Origin of the sequence: Bradyrhizobium sp. UNPF46 (assembly GCF_006658625.1) — a bacterium.
In the GTDB taxonomy this organism is placed as follows: Bacteria; Pseudomonadota; Alphaproteobacteria; order Rhizobiales; family Xanthobacteraceae; genus Bradyrhizobium; species Bradyrhizobium nitroreducens.
Genome location: NZ_LFJB01000065.1, coordinates 26543 through 40792 on the forward strand (window position 1 = coordinate 26543; position 14250 = coordinate 40792).

Below are 14250 nucleotides of genomic sequence, written 5' to 3' on the forward strand. Positions count from 1 at the left end.
TACGGGGAGATGGGTATATTATTGCTGTGTGCGCTGCAAGATCGCCGCACGCATGATCGACTTACGTCGTAGACTGATCCTTAAGCCGCCCAAGGCTCTCCTGGCGTCCCAGGACGTCCAAAACCTCAAATATACCAGGCGACGTGGTCCGTCCGGTCAGCGCGGCCCGCAAGGGCTGGGCGACCGCGCCGAGTTTGAGACTATTTTCCTCGGCAAAAGCGCGCAGCGCAGCTTCCGTGGTGGCGCCGCTCCACGTCTCGACTTTCTCCAGCGCGGAATGAAGCTGGCCGATCAACTTGCGGTTCTCTGGCGTCAGCAGCGCCTGCGCCTTGGGATCGAGCTGCAGCGGCCGGTCCGCGAAGATGAAGTAGGCGCCGTCGATCAGCTCGATCAGCGTCTTGGCACGCTCCTTCAGGGCTGGCATGGCCTTCGCCAGCTGCGCGCGCGTGGTGTCGTTTAACTTGGCCTTAAGCTCGTCGCGCGCGGGCACGAGATGGTCGAGCACGTCCTCGAACATCTTCACGAGCGATTGATCGTCGGCGTGGCGGATGTAATGGCCGTTGAGGTTTTCCAGCTTGGCGAAATCGAAGCGGGCCGCCGCCCGCCCAACGCTGGCGAGGTCGAAGGCCGCGATCATCTCCTCGGTCGAGAAGATCTCCTGGTCGCCATGGCTCCAGCCGAGCCGGACGAGATAGTTGCGCAGCGCGGCGGGGAGGTATCCCATGGCGCGGTAGGCATCGACGCCGAGCGCGCCGTGCCGCTTCGACAGCTTGGAGCCGTCCGGCCCGTGGATCAGCGGGATGTGGGACATGCTCGGCAGGGTCCAGCCCATCGCATCGTAGATCTGCTTCTGGCGGGCGGCGTTGATCAGATGGTCGTCGCCGCGGATGACATGGGTGACGCCCATGTCGTGGTCGTCCACGACCACCGCGAGCATGTAGGTCGGGTTGCCATCGCCGCGCAACAGGACGAGGTCGTCGAGGTTCTCGTTCTGCCAGACCACGCGGCCCTGCACCTGGTCCTCGATCACGGTCTCGCCGGTCTGCGGCGCGCGCAGGCGGATGGTGGGCTTGACGTCGCTCGGCGCCGTGGCCGGGTCGCGGTCGCGCCATAGGCCGTCGTAGAGGCGGGTGCGGCCCTCGCTGCGCGCCTTCTCGCGCATCGCGGTGAGCTCCTCGGCGGTGGCGTAACAGCGATAGGCCTTGCCGTCGGCAAGCAGTTGCTCGGCGACCTCGCGGTGACGGGCGGCGCGGCTGAACTGGTAGATGACCTCGCCGTCCCAGCCAAGCTCCAGCCATTTCAGCCCGTCGAGGATGGCGCCGATCGCGGCCTCGGTGGAGCGCTCCCGGTCGGTGTCCTCGATCCGCAGCAGCATCTTGCCGCCGTGCTTCTTGGCATAGAGCCAGTTGAACAGCGCCGTGCGGGCGCCCCCAATATGGAGGAAGCCGGTCGGCGAGGGGGCGAAGCGGGTGACGACGGGGGAGGTCATTCTTGGCAGGGCCTATGCATTGGAGGCGGTGGTATATAACAGGACCGCAGCATAACTAAAGCCCGGTGGCGGACCGCCAGACCTCGCTTAAGCCCTTGGCTCAGCCCAGCGAATTTGGCAGAAGGACCGCTGATTTCCCGACAGGATTTTCGTAATGACAGAACCGGTGGCAGCTGAGGTTGGGCGCGATTTCATTCGTGACATCATCCAGGCCGACCTCGACCAGGGCAAATACAGGGAGATCGTGACCCGGTTCCCGCCGGAGCCGAACGGCTATCTGCATATCGGCCATGCCAAGTCGATCGCGCTCAATTTCGGCATCGCCCAGGAGTTTCCGGGCCGCTGCCATTTGCGCTTCGACGACACCAATCCGGTCAAGGAAGAGCAGGAATATATCGATTCCATCCAGGCCGACGTGCGCTGGCTCGGCTTCGACTGGGGCAAGAACCTGTTCTTCGCCTCGGACTATTTCGACCGCCTGTACGAATGGGCCGAGAAGCTGATCGGCGACGGGCTCGCCTATGTCGACGACCAGACCCAGGAGGAGATCCGCCTGTCGCGCGGCACCTTGACCGAGCCGGGCAAGAACTCGCCGTTCCGCGACCGCAGCGTGGCCGAGAACCTCGACCTGTTCCGCCGCATGAAGGCGGGCGAATTCCCCAACGGCGCGCGCGTGCTGCGGGCCAAGATCGACATGGCCGCCGGCAACATCAATCTGCGCGACCCCGTGCTGTACCGCATCCTGCACGCGCACCATCCGCGCACCGGGACCAAGTGGCACATCTATCCGAGCTACGATTACGCCCACGGCCAGTCGGACGCGATCGAAGGCATCACGCACTCGATCTGCACGCTGGAGTTCGAGGACCACCGGCCGCTCTACGACTGGTTCATCGAGAAGCTGCCGGTGCCGTCGCAGCCGCATCAGTATGAATTCGCGCGGCTCAACCTGACCTATACGCTGCTGTCCAAGCGCGTGCTGACCCAGCTCGTCCGCGACGGCCATGTCGCCGGCTGGGACGATCCGCGCATGCCGACCATGGCAGGCATGCGCCGCCGCGGCGTGCCGCCGGCAGCGCTGCGCGAATTCGTCAAGCGCATCGGCGTCGCGAAAGCCAACAGCGTGGTCGATGTCGGCATGCTGGAGTTCTGCATCCGCGAGGAGCTGAACCGCACCGCGCAGCGCCGCATGGCGGTGCTCAAGCCGCTCAAGGTCGTGATCGAGAACTACCCGGAGGGCCAGACCGAGGAGCTCGAGGCGATCAACCATCCGGATGATCCCAGCGCGGGCACGCGGAAAATCACGTTCGGCCGCGAGCTCTATATCGAGCAGGACGACTTCATGGAGAACCCGCCGAAGAAGTTCTTCCGCCTGTCGCCCGGCAACGAGGTGCGGCTGCGCTACGCCTATTTCGTCAAATGCACCGGCGTGATCAAGAACGACAAGGGCGAGGTGGTGGAGCTGCGCTGCACCTACGACCCCGCGACCAAGGGCGGCAACGCGCCCGACGGCCGCAAGGTCAAGGCGACGATGCACTGGCTGCCGGCGGCGACGTCCGTGCCGGCGGAGGTCCGCATCTACAACCAGCTGTTCTCCAACCCGAGCCCGGACGCTTCGAATTTCGCGGCCGATCTCAATCCGAATTCGCTGGAGATCCTGTCCGATGCCCGGATCGAGGCCTCGGTGGCCGAGAGCAACGCGACCGAGCCGATGCAGTTCGAGCGCCAGGGCTATTTCGTCCGCGACAAGGACTCGACGCCCGGCAAGCCGGTGTTCTCCCGCACCATCGGCCTGCGCGACACCTTCGCGAAGGAAGTCGCGAAAGGTTGAGGGATGACATGAGCAGCGAAGCCGGCGCCATCGTTTCCGCCATCATCGCGAAATGGTGCGCCGGCTTCTCTGCGCTCGATGCGGCCGCGCTGTCGTCTCTCTATTCGAAGAACGCGTTCTTCTTCGGCTCCAACCCAAAACTCTATCGGGGCAGGGACGGCGTTGCCGACTATTTCAACGGCCTGCCGCGGTGGCACAAGCCGAGCGCCGTGTTCTCCGACATGCACGCCGCGCTGGCCGGCCCCGAGCTGATCAACATGGCCGCGACCATCTCGTTCGACCTCGCCGGCGAGCGGGACGATCTCGTCGTCAAGATGAGCTGGGTCATCATCCGCGAAGACGGCGACTGGAAGATCGTCAACCACCACGCCTCGGCGCAGGCGCCGCTGATCTAGCGGATTCTCCGGTTGAGGCATTTCCGGATGTTGCCGGATTCGATATCATGTGGCGCTTCACCGCCTTCGGGAAAATGACAGGCGAGCGCTCCGCGAGGGAGGCCTTGGCCTGCTCGCCCATATCTTCCACACTCGTACGGCCGGTAAAGGTCATCTTTTCCAAAAGCTGGAATGGGCCGCGAGTAAAGTCGATAACGAGGGACCCGGCATTTACAATCTCATCCGAGCCAACCCGAAATCGCGCGAACTCCCCCAAGAGCTTGGTGCCCGCGGCACCTTCGCAGCTTACAGATTGCACGGCATATTTGCCCGCCGGCAGCATAATGGCTCCTCCGTAAGTCGCGCTGCTGAGGACGCGACCGAACAATGTCGGTGTATCCTGGACCTTGACGGAGAATTTCTTTTCCTTGTCGGAGAGCAGGTCGACCCAGATTTGCTGACAGATCGGCGCGCGCGAACTCTCCTCGATCAAGCGAGCATGCATGAAGACGAGACTGGAGCCAGGATTTTTCTCGTGGCTCTTCCTCACTCGCTGTTCAAAATCCGTTTCAGCACGTGCGATGCCACCGCTGACGAGCGAAAGGACGAGAAAGACAGAAATACGGGGCTTCGTCATGAGCGGTCGCCGCGAAGGTAGGGGGATGATTAAGCGCAATCTTTGATTGCGCAAAGCATGCGGCGCGTCCTGCGTCAAGCGGCGGCTAAAGCGATCGCTTCATTCGAACGAAGGCGTGCTCTCCGCGTTATGAAGGGTCAATTGGAGAAACCCCATGCAGAACATCGCAGAGCATATGGAAGTCATCGGCGCCGACGGCGTCCATGTCGGCACGGTCGACAAGGTCGAAGGCAATCGCATCAAGCTGACCAAGAAGGACAGCGGCGAGGGCAGCCACAAGGGCCATCATCATTTCATCGACAAGGGGCTCGTCGCCGGTGTCGAGGGGAACAAGGTGCGGCTGTCCGCCAAGGCGGATGTCGCCGTGACGATGGAAGAGGAAAAGTAGGGCGCTCCCTCTTCGTTCCCGGTCTGTACCGCTATTCGCCCCGCCGCACGTTCCGGTAGCCTCGGCGCCCATCACGTCGCGTTAGGTGCAGGGGTATGGCGGAGCCGGGCCGGCCAGTGCGGTCCCAGGGAGTTGCCGGGACGTGGCCGGTCGGCCGCGCCGCGCCCGCCGGCGGCTTCGTCCCTGCGGGCTTCGGCATCTGGCCCGCAATCGTCGAAACGCTACGGGAATGGGCCCGCGCCGAAGCCGGCCCCGGACGGCTGCTGCCGTGGGTGCCGGTCGCCTTCGGCGGCGGCATCGCGCTCTATTTTGCTGCCGATCATGAGCCGGTGCTGGGGGTGGTCGCGACGACGGCCATCGCACTGCTGCTTGGCGCGGTGCTGTTGCGGCGGAGCCGGCTGTTCGCGCCTGCGATCATGATTGCAGCGCTCGCTTCCGGCTTTGCCGTGGCGACCTGGAAGACGGCGCGCATCGCGCACACGGTGCTCGCAAAACCGCTTTATTCGGTGTCCTTGGCGGGCTTCGTCGAGACGCGCGACATCCGTGAGCGCACCGACCGCTTCGTGCTGCGCGTCACCGCCATGGAGGCGCAGCGCAGCGACGTCAAGCTCGAACGCGTCCGCCTCTCCGTGCGCAAAGGCACCGCGCCCGAGGTCGGCAGTTTCGTGCAGCTCAAGGCACGGCTGATGCCGCCGCTCTCGCCGGTCCGCCCGGGCAGCTACGACTTCTCGCGCGACATGTTCTTTCAGGGCATCGGCGCCTCCGGCTTCGTGATGGGCGGGATCACGGCTTCCGTGCCGCCGGACGCCGGGGGCTTGCGGCTGCGCTACGCCGCCTTCATGCAGGGCCTGCGCGATGCGATCGACGCGCGCATCCGCGCAACGCTGGAAGGCGACAACCGCGCGATTGCAACGGCGCTGCTCACCGGGCGGCGCGATGCAATCTCCGCGCCCGTCAACGATGCCATGTTCATCTCGGGGCTCGGACACGTGCTCTCGATCTCCGGCTATCACATGGCGGTGGTCGCGGGCGTCGTGTTCTTCGCGGTGCGTGCGCTGCTGGCGCTGATCCCGGGCCTTGCCGTCGGCTTCGCCATCAAGAAATGGTCGGCGGCCGCAGCATTGGTTGCGGCCGCGTTCTATTTGCTGCTCTCGGGGGCGGAGGTGGCAACGCAGAGATCGTTCTTCATGACCGCCGTGGTGCTGATTGCCGTGATGGTCGATCGCCGCGCCATCACCTTCCGCACGCTGGCCGTGGCGGCGCTGATCGTGCTCGCGGTTGCGCCGGAGGCGCTGGTGCATCCGAGCTTCCAGATGTCTTTCGCCGCGACGCTGGGTCTCGTTGCGCTGGTGCAGATCGGCATGCCGAACCTGTTTGCCGCGCCCGATCATTCGGCGACCGCGCGCGTCGCGCTGTGGGGCGGCCGCGAGATCGCGATGCTGTTCCTGGCCTCGCTGATCGCAGGGCTTGCGACCACGCCCTATGCCGCTTTCCACTTCCACCGCGTCACGCCCTACGGCGTGCTCGCCAATCTCGGTGCGATGCCCGTGGTCTCGGCGCTGGTGATGCCGGCCGGGCTGCTCGGCCTGCTTGCGGCGCCCTTCGGACTCGACGGCGTGTTCTGGTGGCTGATGGGGATCGGCATCGACTGGATGGTCGCGGTGTCGCGCTGGGTGGCGGCATTGCCGGGCGCGGTCGGCCGCATCCCGGCGTTCGGCATCGCGCCGTTGATCGCAGCGAGCCTCGGCATCATCCTGATGGGCCTGTTGCGCACGCCCTTGCGCTGGTGCGGTGCCGTGGTGCTGCTGGCCTCCATCGCATGGGGCCTGTCGGTGCGGCAGCCCGATATCCTGATTGCCGGTGACGGCGCCAGCGTCGCCGTGCGAGGCGGGGATGGGCGCCTGCACCTGATCAGGACGGGCAAGGACAATTTTCTGCTGAAGGAGTGGCTCGCGGCCGACGCCGATCCGCGCGATGCCGGCAGCGCCTCGCTGGCTGTGGGCATATCGTGCGACGAGGCGGGTTGCGTCACGCCGCTCGCCGACGGGCGGCTGGTGGCGCTGGCCTTTCGCATCGACGCGTTGGTGGACGATTGCAGCCGCGCTGCCCTGGTGGTGAGCTCGCGGCCCGCGCCGACCGATTGTGCGGCGATGGTGGTGGACCGGCCGCGGCTGGTTCGTCAGGGCGCGCTGGCTCTGACGCGGCGCGGCGACGGCTTTTCGATTGAGGCGGTGAGGGCGAGGGGCACGAACCGGCCCTGGTCGCCGGCGGCCGCCGGCGATGGAGATCTCGAAGCAGGCCTCATGCCGCGGCCGGCGGTTCCGCGCAGCAAGGATGCGACCCCATCGGAGGCCGATGTTCAGGCCGAGGACTGAGCCCTGTCAGCCCGTCGGCAAGGGCGCGATGGGCGACCGGCTGTCGGCGATGATCTGCGGCTTGTGCTCGCGCTCGACGACCGGCTGCGTCACCGGCAGCTGCAGCACGGTTGCGCGCTGGCCTTCGACGAGCTGCGTCACCAGCACGTACTTGCCGTCAGGGAATTCGATCGCGTCATGATGACGATCGGGAATGTGCGGATCGATCTTGCCGAACTTGCCGACGCGGGAATTGACCGTGCGCGTCCAGATCCAGCGATTGTCGTAACGAACGTTGTCGGCGAAGGCGAGCTCCGTTCCCGGCAGCAGGCAGACCGCAACGGAGAGATCTGCTTCGGAGGCGAAGCCGCGCGTCGAGGTGCCGCGGAACGTTGTCGTGACGATCGTCTCGCCGACTTCAGCGGGGCGCGTCGCGACGGCATGCAGGCTGTAGTCACACATCGGGTTGCTCCTCATGCGAAGATGACGACCCGCACCTCACTTGGAGGCACAGGCCTCGGAGTGGAAGCACGCAACGCTCTGCTTGGTTGTAGGCAAATCTACGGCTGCAATCCGCGCGCCGCGATCACATTATCTTTCCCGACTCGCATGGGAACAATGCCGGCTTCCGTGCATTCTGCAGGCATGCGTTGCGGCGGTGTCCGGATATCGCCGGCGCGATTGCGGGGCTGCGATAGCAATGCGCATTTGCCCGCGCGCTGCCTCCTCGCAGCGAACGGCCCGACCAGCGAGCGGCTCGACGCTGATGCTGCGATCAGCGCCGGCGCGCTCCCTTCAGGACGATCTGGCGCATGGCGGTCGCCTCGGCCGCGATGCGACATCGTTTCGCGCGACCTGCCGCGGAGGTCGCCATGGAGGAGGGCCGGACAGTCTGCGCAGAACCAGAACGACCATCCAGCCGGGGCGGACCATCATCCGCTCCAATCTTCTTGATCGGCGCTGCCGACCGAAGGCGCGTAAACGGCGCCGGAGAATTCCGTATCGAGTTCTTACGGACTCAGTACTTCCGGTAAAGCCCGATCAGCTTGCCCTGAATCTTCACGCGGTTCGGTGGCAGGATACGCACCTCGTAGGCGGCATTGGCAGGTTCGAGTGCGATCGAAGCGCCGCGGCGGCGGAAGCGTTTGAGCGTGGCCTCCTCGTCGTCGATCAGAGCCACCACGATGTCGCCGGTATCGGCGCTCTCGTTACGCTGGATCAGCGCCATGTCGCCGTCGAGAATGCCGGCTTCGACCATGGAATCACCGCGCACTTCGAGCGCGTAGTGCTCGCCGGAGCCGAGCATGTCGGGCGGCACGCTGATGGTGTGGCTGCGGGTCTGCAACGCCTCGATCGGCGTGCCGGCCGCGATACGGCCCATCACGGGCACCGCCACGGGCCGCTCGCCCTCGTCCGCGGGCAAGCTGGAGCTCGCGCGGACCTTGCCGAGATTGCCCTCGATGACGCTCGGCGTGAAGCCGCGCCGGTTGCTGGCGGCAGCTTGCAGCTCCGGCAGCTTGATCACTTCGATGGCGCGGGCACGATTGGGCAGGCGGCGGATGAAGCCGCGCTCTTCGAGCGCGGTGATCAGGCGGTGGATGCCTGACTTCGAGCGCAAGTCGAGCGCATCCTTCATCTCGTCGAAAGAAGGCGGCACGCCGCTTTCCTTCAAACGTTCGCTGATGAACCGCAGAAGCTCGTATTGTTTGCGCGTTAACATCTCGACCAAAGTCCCCCGGTTGATGTCGTTCGATTCCGAGACGATGAATTCAGCGATAAGCCGCTACATCCTCGAAACAAATCATGAACGGACACTATATGTTCGATACATGTTCCGCAACTGCTTAATTTACCGTGAACGAAGCGAAACTCGCGGAATGCGTGTGCCACGCAGTTCAGGCGGGGAGCCGCAACACCTCGCAAGGGCTGCCGGCTTCGGCCTTCGGCGCAAACGGTGGGCGCACGAGAAGTACCTGTGCCGCAGCGAGATTCGCAAGCAGAGAGGAGTCCTGGTGGTTGACGGGAATGGCGATCTGCGCGCCGTCCTCGCGCGGCTCCAGGCGGGCGCGCAGATAATCCTCGCGCTGGTCGTTGGCGCCGAGATCGCGGCCGAGCACGGCGCGCTCGCGACGATGATGAATCACGGAGCGGCCCGACAGCGCGCGAATCAGGGGCACCATGAACAGGAAGGCGCACACGTAGGACGACACGGGATTGCCGGGCAGGCCGATCACGCGCATGGCGCCGAGCCGTCCGTGCATCATCGGCTTGCCGGGCCGAATCGCGATCTTCCAGAACGACATCGCGATGCCTTCGTCCCGAAGCGCCTGCTGAACCAGATCGTGGTCGCCGACCGACGCGCCGCCGGTCGTGATCAGGATGTCGGTACCGCTCTCGCGGGCGCGCCGGATTCCGGCGGAGGTGGCTGCAAGCGTATCGGCGGCGACGCCGAGGTCGATGGTTTCGGCGCCCTCGCTGCGGGCCAGCGCGTGCAGGGCGTAGCCGTTCGAATAGACGATCTGGCCGGGCCCGGGCGTTGTGCCTGGCCTCACCAGTTCATCGCCGGTGCCGAGGATCGCGACCTTCGGACGGCGGCAGACGGCAAGGAGCGGGTGATTCATCGCCGCGGCCAGCGCAAGATCGCGCTCCGTCAGGCGGGTTCCCTTGCGCAGGAGGATGTCACCCTCGCGGAAATCGACGCCGGCCGGGCGGATGTGCCGTCCGGTGATCGCGGCCTCCTTGATCGTGACGCTGTTGCCTTCCGCAACGGTGTCCTCCTGGATCACGACGGCGTCCGCCCCGTCGGGAACGACGCCGCCGGTGAAGATCCGCACGGCTTCGCCGGCGCCGACCAATCTGGCGAAGGGACGTCCCGCTGCGACCTCGCCGATCACCGTCAGCCTGGAATCGATCTTCGCGGCATCGGCCGCGCGTACGGCATAGCCGTCCATCGCCGACATGGCTTGCGGGGGCTGCGTGCGTCGCGCCGCGACGTCCTGCGCGAGCACGCGATGATAGGCTTCGTCGAGCGAAACCATCTGTTCGGGCAGCGGTTCGGCACCCGCCAGCACCGCAGCAAGGGCTTCGGAAACCGGCATCAAGGCCACGGCAAGACTCCTGCTGAGCACGGCGGTAATGGGCGGCGAGAGTTCTAGCCGAGTGCAGACGCAAGGCAAAGCAGCACCGGAGGATGATTTATCCTGCGTGATCTCCGCGGAGGAGGAAGCTCAACTCCGCCGGGGCATGATTCAGGAGCCGAGAGAGATCGGGAGGAGGGCGGCCATGGCCAGGACGAGAATGCCGAGCGCCATGGTCGGCATCGGTCAGCTTCCCGTCGGTCCGTCAGGAAGCGCGACGTCGGGCGCTTGGGGGCCTTGATCCTTGTCGGGGAGCGGATCGGCCTGCGACTTCAGGTCCGCGGCCTTGCTGATCAGCTTGGCGGAAAGGTCCGAATCCGAGGTGGTTCTTGCGAATTCGAGCAGGAGAGAGGCTTGCTTGGTGAGATAGGTTTTGCCCAGCACGTCGATCAGTCCGATGTAGAAGTCCCAACGGACTCATGAGTCCGAAGGGGGGCAAACCGTTCCCGGAACTCTGTACAAAAATGCACAAAGTGATCAGGTTCCAAATTTTCAGCAAGTTTAGTTCCGGCAAGCGTGCTCGCAACTGGCCTTCGGTGGCGTCGGGCTGGCTTTAGATGCCTAATGCCTTCAGGGCGTTCCCCACGTCGCGCGGCGACGTCACGTGCACTGCCGTCAATCCACGCGCCCGCGCTCCCTCAATGTTCTCGGCGAGATCGTCGAAGAACACGATGCGCTCCGCAGGCACGCCGATCGCGGCCACGACATGGTCGAAAGCCTCCGCGTCCGGTTTGCGCAAGCCGATACTGGACGACAGGTACAACTCTCGGAAATGGCCGAGCAGGTCGGCATATTCCCTCGAGAAATAGTCGACATGCGGCCGGTTGGTGTTGGAGAAGGCGTAGAGCGGCATCTGCTTGGCGGCACGCGGCAACAGCTCGGCGATGTCAGGCATCTCGCCGGCGAAGATCGCGTTCCAGCCCTCCAGGAACTGCGCGTCCGAAATGCCGATTCCGAGCGAAGCTCGTAACGAGGTGAAATAATCCGCATCGCTGAGCTTGCCGACTTCATGCAGCCGGTAGGCCTCGTCGCGCACGTAGCGCGCGACGATCGACTCCGGTCTGCAGCCGGCATGCCCCGCCCAGCAGTCGATCGCCTTGGAGAAGTCGATGTCGAGCACCACGCGCCCGAGATCGAACAGAAGCGCATCCGCGCTGCCGGGAGAGAGCGATGTCACCTGCGTCCTTTTCACTTCGGTGTCGGCCGATCAGTATCGATAAGGCTCGTGGTCGAACAGCGGGAACGCGCTGAACACGCTCGGCGCGTTGGTTGCGGTCGCTGGATGCAGGCAGGACTTGTTCACTTCGGCAAACGACGTGGCCCCCAGCAGGCCGAGGCAGCGCAGTACCTCGTCCTCCAGCAGCTCCAGCATCCGCGTGATGCCGGCTTCGCCGGCCGCCGCCAGCGCCCAGCATTGCAGCCGGCCGATGCCGACGAGGTCCGCACCCGCCGCGATCGCCTTGACGATGTCGGTGCCGCGACAGATGCCGCCGTCGACCATGATCTTGGCACGGCCCTTCACGGCGTCGACGATCTCCGGGAGCACGTGCATGGCGCCGCGGCCATGGTCGAGCTGGCGGCCGCCATGGTTGGAGACGTAGATCCACTCGACGCCGTGATCGACCGCGATCAGGGCGTCCTCGGCGGTGGCGATGCCCTTGAGGATCAGCGGGATCTTGAACTTGTCCTTGATCATCTTCACGGTCCGCCACTCAAGGCCCTTCTGGTAGTCGCCGCCGGTGGCGCGCAGGCGGCTTTCGCGAACGTAGCGCTTGGCGATGTCACGTTCGCGACGGCTGTAATGGGCGGTATCGACGGTCAGGCAGAAGCCGGCATAGCCGTTCTCCTCGGAGCGGCTGACCACATCCGCAACGAAGGCGTCGTCGCCTCGGACATAGAGCTGGTAGAGCCGGAGCGCATCGGGGGCGGCCTCGGCGGTCTTCTCCAGGCCCGGATCGGACACCGAGCTCAGCATGTGCGCCGCACCGAAAGTGCCGGCACCCCGCGCCACGCTCGCCGCGCCGTCCGGATCGAAGATCTCAAGGGCGCCGACGGGGGCGAGGACTACCGGCAGGCGCATGTTGCGACCGAACTGCTGAACCGAGCCGTCCACCTTGCGGACGTCACGCAGCACGCGCGGGCGAAAGGCGATCTCGTCCAGCGCCATGCGGTTGCGGCGCATCGTGGTTTCGGTCTCGGCGGCGCCGACGATGTAGTCCCAGGCGTTCTGGTTGAGGTTGGCCCGCGCTTTCCGGATGAATTCGTGCAGGTTCTGGAACGGCTCGTTGCTGGCGCCGAGTTCGACGTTCCGTTCCGGCCGGATGCGGGGTGCTTCGTTCATTGTTATCCTCCCGAGAATTTGAAGCCTTATGTCATCGCCTAACCCGTCCAGCCCTCCAAAACCATCCTAAAATCGCATAGCTGCGAGGCATGGGCCGGCCCACCGATTCCGCTTGCGGGCGGACCAGTCCTGCAACGTTGCCAAAAGTTTAGGTCCGAACGAAGCGATTTCTGCGCAGGACGGGTCGGCGCGGCCTCCCGGCCTTGAAGAAACCAGAATGGTATTGTGAGAAGCCGACTGGATCGCCAATTGCATGGGCGACTTCCAAGTCTCGAAAAGCTAGTCTCGAAAGAAAAGCAAGTCTCGAAAGACAAGCGAACCGCCAAGCAAAAAGGCCAGTCCCTCCATGCGGAAATCCCTGCTGTTCCCACTTGGCGCGCTCACCGGAGCGTGTCTGACCCTTCTGGTAGCCAGCCCGCACGGCGGTGTCTGGGCGGCACGGGCGGCGGCGGGCGCGGACGACGCCTATTCCCAGCTCAACCTGTTCGGCACGGTGTTCGAGCGCGTCAAGGCGAGCTATGTCGAGAAGCCCGACAATGCCAAGCTGATCGAAGGCGCCATCACCGGCATGGTGACCTCGCTCGATCCGCACTCGCGCTACATGAACGCCAAGGCCTGGACCGAGATGCAGGAGACCACCTCCGGCGAGTTCGGCGGCCTCGGCATCGAGGTCACGATGGAGGAGGGGCTCGTCAAGGTCGTCTCGCCGATCGACGATACGCCCGCCTCGAAGGCCGGCCTGATGTCCGGCGACCTCATCAGCAAGATCGACGGCGAGGCGGTGCAGGGCATGACGCTCGAGCAGGCCGTCAACAAGATGAAGGGCCCGGTCGATACCCAGACCAAGCTCACCATCGTGCGCAAGGGCGCCGATGCCCCGCTCGACGTCGCGATCAAGCGCGAGATCATTCACGTCCGTCCGGTGCGCTTCCACGTCGAGAACGGCGACATCGGCTATGTCCGCATCACATCGTTCAACGAGCAGACCACCGACGGCCTGAAGAAGGCGATCGCCTCGATCACCAAGGATGTCCCTCAGGAGAAGCTGGTCGGTTACGTGGTCGACCTGCGCAACAATCCGGGCGGATTGCTCGACCAGGCCGTGTCGGTGTCGAGCGCCTTCCTGCAGCGCGGCGAGGTGGTCTCGACCCGCGGCCGCAATCCGGAAGAGACCCAGCGCTTCACCGCCCATGGCGGCGATCTCACCAAGGGCAAGCCGCTGGTGGTGCTGGTCAATGGCGGCTCGGCCTCGGCCTCGGAAATCGTCGCTGGCGCGCTGCACGACCACAAGCGCGCCACCATCATCGGCACGCGCTCGTTCGGCAAGGGCTCGGTGCAGACCATCATTCCGCTCGGCGCCGGCAATGGCGCGCTGGCGCTGACCACGGCGCGCTACTACACGCCGTCGGGCCGTTCGATCCAGGCCCAGGGCATCGCCCCCGACATCGAGATCCTGCAGGACGTGCCGCCCGAGCTGAAGGGCCGGATGGACACCATGGCGGAGTCCCAGATGCGCGGGCATCTGTCGGCCGCCGACGGCACCGAGCAGACCGGATCGCAATCCTACGTTCCACCGAAGGAAGAGGACGACAAGGCCCTGCACGCGGCCTTCGACTTTCTGCACGGCGTCAGCGCCAACGCCGTTGCGTCCAAGCCCGCCTCGAAGACCGCGGTGCCGAACTAGGTCTTACGACCTCCA

At 65.1% G+C, this 14250-nt stretch carries 13 protein-coding genes; 5 read left to right on the plus strand and 8 right to left on the minus strand.

Features of this window, described 5'->3' with window-relative positions:
• Window positions 1-61: 61 nt before the first annotated feature.
• The gene (gene gltX, locus UNPF46_RS24490; RefSeq protein ID WP_142251706.1) at window positions 62-1489 is read right to left on the minus strand and encodes a glutamate--tRNA ligase; all 1428 of its coding nucleotides are present in this window, start codon (window positions 1487-1489) and stop codon (window positions 62-64) included.
• A gap of 154 nt (window positions 1490-1643) precedes the next feature.
• Here gltX and UNPF46_RS24495 point away from each other — a divergent pair, with 154 nt between their 5' ends.
• Entirely contained in the window at window positions 1644-3320 is a 1677-nt protein-coding gene (locus UNPF46_RS24495) for a glutamine--tRNA ligase/YqeY domain fusion protein (RefSeq protein WP_142251707.1), read from the plus strand.
• A gap of 8 nt (window positions 3321-3328) precedes the next feature.
• Window positions 3329-3715 (plus strand): nuclear transport factor 2 family protein, encoded by a 387-nt coding sequence (locus UNPF46_RS24500; protein WP_100179752.1) that lies wholly within the window; start codon window positions 3329-3331, stop codon window positions 3713-3715.
• Here the strand turns inward: UNPF46_RS24500 and UNPF46_RS24505 are convergent.
• Window positions 3678-4331, minus strand: a complete 654-nt coding sequence (locus tag UNPF46_RS24505) for a hypothetical protein (protein ID WP_142251708.1) — start codon at window positions 4329-4331, stop codon at window positions 3678-3680. The genes UNPF46_RS24500 and UNPF46_RS24505 overlap by 38 nt on opposite strands.
• A gap of 154 nt (window positions 4332-4485) precedes the next feature.
• Here UNPF46_RS24505 and UNPF46_RS24510 point away from each other — a divergent pair, with 154 nt between their 5' ends.
• Complete coding sequence (locus UNPF46_RS24510) at window positions 4486-4719, plus strand: DUF2171 domain-containing protein (protein ID WP_015685840.1); 234 nt, start codon at window positions 4486-4488, stop codon at window positions 4717-4719.
• 95 nt (window positions 4720-4814) lie between these two features.
• Window positions 4815-7094 (plus strand): ComEC/Rec2 family competence protein, encoded by a 2280-nt coding sequence (locus UNPF46_RS24515; protein WP_142251709.1) that lies wholly within the window; start codon window positions 4815-4817, stop codon window positions 7092-7094.
• A 6-nt stretch (window positions 7095-7100) separates the two neighbouring features.
• Here the strand turns inward: UNPF46_RS24515 and UNPF46_RS37650 are convergent, their stop codons facing one another.
• The 6 genes from UNPF46_RS37650 to UNPF46_RS24545 all read right to left on the minus strand — a co-directional run bounded on the left by UNPF46_RS37650 (window position 7101) and on the right by UNPF46_RS24545 (window position 12551).
• Window positions 7101-7535, minus strand: a complete 435-nt coding sequence (locus UNPF46_RS37650) for a hypothetical protein (RefSeq protein WP_174719157.1) — start codon at window positions 7533-7535, stop codon at window positions 7101-7103.
• Between the two features lie 556 nt (window positions 7536-8091).
• Window positions 8092-8793 (minus strand): transcriptional repressor LexA, encoded by a 702-nt coding sequence (gene lexA / locus UNPF46_RS24525; RefSeq protein WP_100181444.1) that lies wholly within the window; start codon window positions 8791-8793, stop codon window positions 8092-8094.
• A gap of 175 nt (window positions 8794-8968) precedes the next feature.
• Window positions 8969-10180, minus strand: coding sequence for a molybdopterin molybdotransferase MoeA (locus UNPF46_RS24530; RefSeq protein ID WP_100179755.1), 1212 nt, complete (start codon window positions 10178-10180; stop codon window positions 8969-8971).
• A 216-nt stretch (window positions 10181-10396) separates the two neighbouring features.
• Window positions 10397-10594 carry a hypothetical protein gene (locus UNPF46_RS24535; RefSeq protein ID WP_100179756.1) on the minus strand — a complete coding sequence of 66 codons (198 nt, stop codon included), beginning with the start codon at window positions 10592-10594 and terminating at the stop codon, window positions 10397-10399.
• 169 nt (window positions 10595-10763) lie between these two features.
• Complete coding sequence (locus UNPF46_RS24540) at window positions 10764-11387, minus strand: HAD family hydrolase (protein WP_142251710.1); 624 nt, start codon at window positions 11385-11387, stop codon at window positions 10764-10766.
• A 30-nt stretch (window positions 11388-11417) separates the two neighbouring features.
• Entirely contained in the window at window positions 11418-12551 is a 1134-nt protein-coding gene (locus UNPF46_RS24545; RefSeq protein ID WP_142251711.1) for an alpha-hydroxy acid oxidase, read from the minus strand.
• 346 nt (window positions 12552-12897) lie between these two features.
• Between UNPF46_RS24545 and UNPF46_RS24550 the strand changes: the two genes are divergently transcribed.
• Window positions 12898-14235: a S41 family peptidase gene (locus UNPF46_RS24550; protein ID WP_100179758.1), complete on the plus strand. Its 1338-nt coding sequence runs from the start codon at window positions 12898-12900 to the stop codon at window positions 14233-14235.
• Window positions 14236-14250: the final 15 nt, after the last annotated feature.

Bases quoted from the DNA above. Each gene is read 5' to 3' on its own strand.
- lexA (WP_100181444.1), bottom strand. From the start codon at position 8,793: ATGTTAACGCGCAAACAATACGAGCTTCTGCGGTTCATCAGCGAACGT.
- UNPF46_RS24505 (WP_142251708.1), bottom strand. From the start codon at position 4,331: ATGACGAAGCCCCGTATTTCTGTCTTTCTCGTCCTTTCGCTCGTCAGC.
- UNPF46_RS24500 (WP_100179752.1), top strand. From the start codon at position 3,329: ATGAGCAGCGAAGCCGGCGCCATCGTTTCCGCCATCATCGCGAAATGG.
- gltX (WP_142251706.1), bottom strand. From the start codon at position 1,489: ATGACCTCCCCCGTCGTCACCCGCTTCGCCCCCTCGCCGACCGGCTTC.
- UNPF46_RS24545 (WP_142251711.1), bottom strand. From the start codon at position 12,551: ATGAACGAAGCACCCCGCATCCGGCCGGAACGGAACGTCGAACTCGGC.
- UNPF46_RS24510 (WP_015685840.1), top strand. From the start codon at position 4,486: ATGCAGAACATCGCAGAGCATATGGAAGTCATCGGCGCCGACGGCGTC.
- UNPF46_RS24495 (WP_142251707.1), top strand. From the start codon at position 1,644: ATGACAGAACCGGTGGCAGCTGAGGTTGGGCGCGATTTCATTCGTGAC.
- UNPF46_RS24515 (WP_142251709.1), top strand. From the start codon at position 4,815: ATGGCGGAGCCGGGCCGGCCAGTGCGGTCCCAGGGAGTTGCCGGGACG.
- UNPF46_RS37650 (WP_174719157.1), bottom strand. From the start codon at position 7,535: ATGTGTGACTACAGCCTGCATGCCGTCGCGACGCGCCCCGCTGAAGTC.
- UNPF46_RS24550 (WP_100179758.1), top strand. From the start codon at position 12,898: ATGCGGAAATCCCTGCTGTTCCCACTTGGCGCGCTCACCGGAGCGTGT.